The sequence below is a fragment of the Citrobacter sp. TBCS-14 genome, from assembly GCF_005280805.1.
Taxonomy (GTDB): domain Bacteria; phylum Pseudomonadota; class Gammaproteobacteria; order Enterobacterales; family Enterobacteriaceae; genus Citrobacter; species Citrobacter gillenii.
The window spans coordinates 1-205 of sequence record NZ_SZWM01000325.1 but is presented as its reverse complement, the minus strand read 5'-3'; the positions used below and the strand labels follow the sequence as shown (position 1 = coordinate 205).

Below are 205 nucleotides of genomic sequence, written 5' to 3'. Positions count from 1 at the left end.
CATTCTGGGACAAAATTCATATCGATCCCACAATGTTGCTTATCTTGCTGGCTCTGCTGGTCTACAGCTCGCTGGTCATCTGGAGCGCCAGCGGCCAGGATATTGGCATGATGGAACGTAAGGTCGGCCAGATCGCTATGGGGCTGGTCATCATGGTGGTGATGGCGCAAATTCCTCCCAGAGTCTATGAAGGTTGGGCGCCGTA

1 pseudogene is annotated in these 205 nt (G+C 53.7%); it reads left to right on the top strand.

Annotated elements, in window-relative coordinates:
- Nucleotides 1–205: pseudogene (locus tag FDX22_RS15330) on the top strand (rod shape-determining protein RodA); the annotation flags it as partial.